The organism is uncultured Demequina sp. (assembly GCF_913055775.1).
Taxonomy (GTDB): domain Bacteria; phylum Actinomycetota; class Actinomycetes; order Actinomycetales; family Demequinaceae; genus Demequina.
The window spans coordinates 1-3664 of sequence record NZ_CAJXJX010000183.1 but is presented as its reverse complement, the minus strand read 5'-3'; the positions used below and the strand labels follow the sequence as shown (position 1 = coordinate 3664).

At 68.0% G+C, this 3664-nt stretch carries 3 protein-coding genes; all 3 read right to left on the bottom strand.

The window, feature by feature from the left end; genetic code table 11:
• The coding region (locus QZ483_RS13135) for a discoidin domain-containing protein (RefSeq protein ID WP_297084752.1) at positions 1-850 on the bottom strand (850 nt) is incomplete at its 3' end.
• Between the two features lie 76 nt (positions 851-926).
• Positions 927-1973, bottom strand: coding sequence for a family 43 glycosylhydrolase (locus tag QZ483_RS13130; RefSeq protein WP_297084749.1), 1047 nt, complete (start codon positions 1971-1973; stop codon positions 927-929).
• On the bottom strand, positions 1970-3664 hold a 1695-nt coding region (locus tag QZ483_RS13125), incomplete at its 5' end, for a family 78 glycoside hydrolase catalytic domain (protein ID WP_297084747.1). The genes QZ483_RS13130 and QZ483_RS13125, both read right to left, overlap by 4 nt.

Below are 3664 nucleotides of genomic sequence, written 5' to 3'. Positions count from 1 at the left end.
CGGATGAGGTCAGCGAGACCCTGACGTACCGCGCAGTCGCTGGCGAGTCCAACTCGACGCGCTCGTCGGCGAGAGAACCGGCGCCGGCGGCGAGCGTGGACCAGGCGGCGCCGTCGATCGAGCCCTCGATCACATATGCCCTCGCATAGGCGTTGTCCCACTCCGGCCTGGTCATCTCGACCGTGTCGAAAGACACTGCCTCACCTGCGTCCACCTGGAACCACATGTCGTCACGCTGGTCGCCGTCGCTCACCCACGACGTCGACTCATCGCCGTCGATCGCGAGCGCGGGGTCGAGCCACCAGCCCGACGTGCTGAGGGACCAGCCGCTGCGGTCGGCCGAGCGCGCACGGATCAGGTTGGCCTCTCCGATCGCCCAGCCGCCCTCTCCCGCACCGACCGAAGCCGTCAATGTGAGGCGCACGTAGCGCGCGGAAGTCGTCTCCTCGAGAATCACGAGCTGGTCCGCATAGGTACCCGTCTCCGTGGCCACGGCAGTCCACGCTGCAGCGTCGTCGGATACCTCCACTACGAAGGCACGCGGGTAAGCGTTGTCCCACTCGCCAGACTGCGCGAGCTCGATCGCGTCGAACGTCACCTGCTCACCGGCGTCGATCTGGAACCACATCCCTTCGTACTGATCCCCGTCGCCGAGCCACGACGTCGACGGGTCCCCGTCGATGGCATTACCCAGGGGGATCCATGCACCCGACGAGGACAGCGCCCACCCGGAGCGATCCAGGGCGGTGGCGGTGTCGGCCGCGCGGCCGGCCGGTGACGGCACGACGACAGCGACGAACGCGAGGAGCGCGGCGATCATGAGGGACAAGGGGCGGACGACAGTGTCCATGTGACTCTCCATTGAGTGCGGGGAACAGGGCAAGGGGCGAATCGGTCAGGGCACAGAAACAGCGAAGGAGGGAGGCCTATTCGTACTCGTCGAGGCTCCACTCGTCGCGCCAGTCGATCAGCACGCGGTCGCCATCAAAACGGATCGGCAGCCACACGTAGCGGGCCCGCGAGGTGTTCGGCACCGTCAGCTCACGCATGCCAGCGTCGGGCTCACCCTCCTCGATGCGCGCGAAGTATTCATCGAAGAGTTGATAGGCCTCGTCACCGTGAGCCTCGTAGTCCGGAAGCCACCGGTCGCCCAGCGCGATGTAGAGGTCCTTCTTGCCAGGCACCTTGAACACCGAACTGACCTGCGTGCGGTAGGACGTGCGCGACTCGTCCTCGGGATGCGGGTCACCCACCACGGTCCAGGGACCGTGCATCGACGGCGCTGCCGCGACCTCGGACCAGTTCGGGTAGTAGCCGGTCGTGCCTGACGTCACCAGGTAGTGCGTGCCGCGTCGGTAGAAATGCGACGGGGCCTCGCGCGTGAAGGGCGGGCGCCCGTGATGGAAGTGCGTCGAGTAGTAGCCGGTGACGTCAGTGAGGTCGTCCGTGAGGTCCGCCACGATCAGCTCGGTGTGGACTCGTTCGAAGACGTAGTAGCCCTTGCCGTCGTGCGGATCGCTCACGAGGTCGAAGTCGCCGGCGTTCATGCCTAGCGGCATGAAGTCGACGTTCGCCTTGCTGTACGGCCCCAGGATGTGATCCGCGACCAGCGTGGTCGACAGTTGCGTGGAGCCCTCCATCACCTTCACCCAGCACACGAACTTTCCGGTCCTGGCGTGGCGGATGATGTGTGGGCGGTCCATGCCGCGTGCCGGGTGAAGTGGCGACGTGGGGTCGTCCTCGTCGGGAGGGATGATGACGCCTTCGTCGGTCCAGTTGTACAGATCCGTCGACGAGTAGCAGCGCACGCCCCAGTGCCAGATGCCCGAGCCCGGCGTCGTGAACTCCTTGTTCTCGCCGTACCAGTAGTAGGTGCCGTCGATCTCCATGACCGAGCCGCCGTGCGCCTGGATGGGCGTGCCAGAGGTGTCGAGCCACTCCTCGCCCGGGTGGAAGCGGTCGTAGGTGGTCATGCGGGTGCTCCTGTGGTCGGTCGGTCGAGCGCGGGGTTCTTGCAGCGCAACGTGTGCCGTCCGGCGCCCACCTCGTGCCGTGAGTCGTCCGGCAGCGTCACGCGGGCGGTGGCCCCGGCCGGGACCTCGACGTCCAGATCGAACGTGTCCCCGACGATGCGCCACGCAACCTCGATCCGCCCGAACGGGCTGATGTGCTCGGCACGGGCCCACGTCAGTCCGCCTCCCGGCTGAGGGCGCACGTCGACGACCCGGTAGCCCGGCGCACCCGGCGCCAGGCCCGCGACCGTGCGGTGCAGGAAGTCGACCACGCCGCCCAGCGCGTAGTGGTTGAAGGACGTCATGTCGCCCGGGTTGACACTGCCGTCCGGCAGCATCGAGTCCCACCGCTCCCAGATGGTCGTCGCGCCCATCGTGACCGGGTACAGCCACGAGGGGCACTCCGTCTGCGTGAGCAGCGCATAGGCATCGTCGAGGTGGCCGGAGCGCGCGAGCGCGTCGCAGATGATCGGCGTGCCGACGAAGCCGGTCGCGATGCGGTGACCGCCCTGGCGCACCGATGCGGCGAGCAGAGCGCCCACGTCGCGACGCTGGTCCTCCGACGTCGCGAGGTCGAACTCGAGCACGAGCGCGAGGGCGGTCGGAGCGTGCGCGATTCCGCTCAGGTCGGTCAGCCAGCGGCGCTGGATGCCGGCGACGACACGCGCAGCGATCGCGGCGTAGCGATCCCGCGCCTTGGCGTCACCGAGCAGGGATGCCACCTCAGCGACGATGCGTGCGGACTTCACGACATATGCCGATGCGACGAGGTAGCGGTCCGTGCGTCCCCCACCGGGGTTCTCCGGCGGCGCTGCGGGGTCGAGCCAGTCGCCCAGCTCCATGGAGCCCTCGACTACGTCATCGGGCCCCACACGGAGCTCCAGGTGGTCCACCCAGGCGCGCATCGACTCGAACTGCGCGCCCAGGACCCCCACATCACCGCGTCGCTGGTACATCTGCCACGGCACGACAGCTGCCGCGTCGCCCCACGCGGCCGAAGCTCCGCGCGGGAAGCCGCACTCGACCCACGGCACGAAGTTCGGCACCCAACCGTCCTCACCCTGTTCGGCCGCAAGATCGCGCAGCCACGAGGCAAGGACGCCATCCGCGCCATAGAGAAACTCGGCGGCGGGCGCAAAGACCTGGATGTCGCCGGTCCAGCCCATCCGTTCGTCGCGCTGCGGGCAGTCGGTGGGCAGGTCCACGAAGTTGTCGCGCATGGACCACACGGTGTTCTCGTGGAGCTTGTTGAGCAGAGGATCCGAGCATTCGAACCAACCGCGGCGCTCCATGTCGGTGTGGATGACCAGAGCCTCGACATCGCCTGGCCGCAGGTCGCAGGGCCATCCCTCGATCTCCGCATACCGGAAGCCGTGGATGGTGAACCGTGGCGACCACGAAGTCGCGGCGCCGTCGCTCACGTAGGCATCCACGGAGGACGCGCGCCTCAGCGGCCTGGTGCCCAGCTCATCGTTCTCGAGTACCTCGGCGTGATGCAGGCGCACCAGGTGTCCCGCGGGCGCGTCGAGGTGCACGCGAAGCACGCCGGAGATGTTCTGCCCGAAGTCGAGGCGGAGACGACCATTCCCACGGCGCTCGACAGACACGGGCGCGAGGGACTCGACCGGGCGCACCGGCTCGTTGATGGCGGG

Coding starts and splice junctions, on each gene's coding strand:
- QZ483_RS13130 (WP_297084749.1), bottom strand. CDS start 1,973: ATGACCACCTACGACCGCTTCCACCCGGGCGAGGAGTGGCTCGACACC.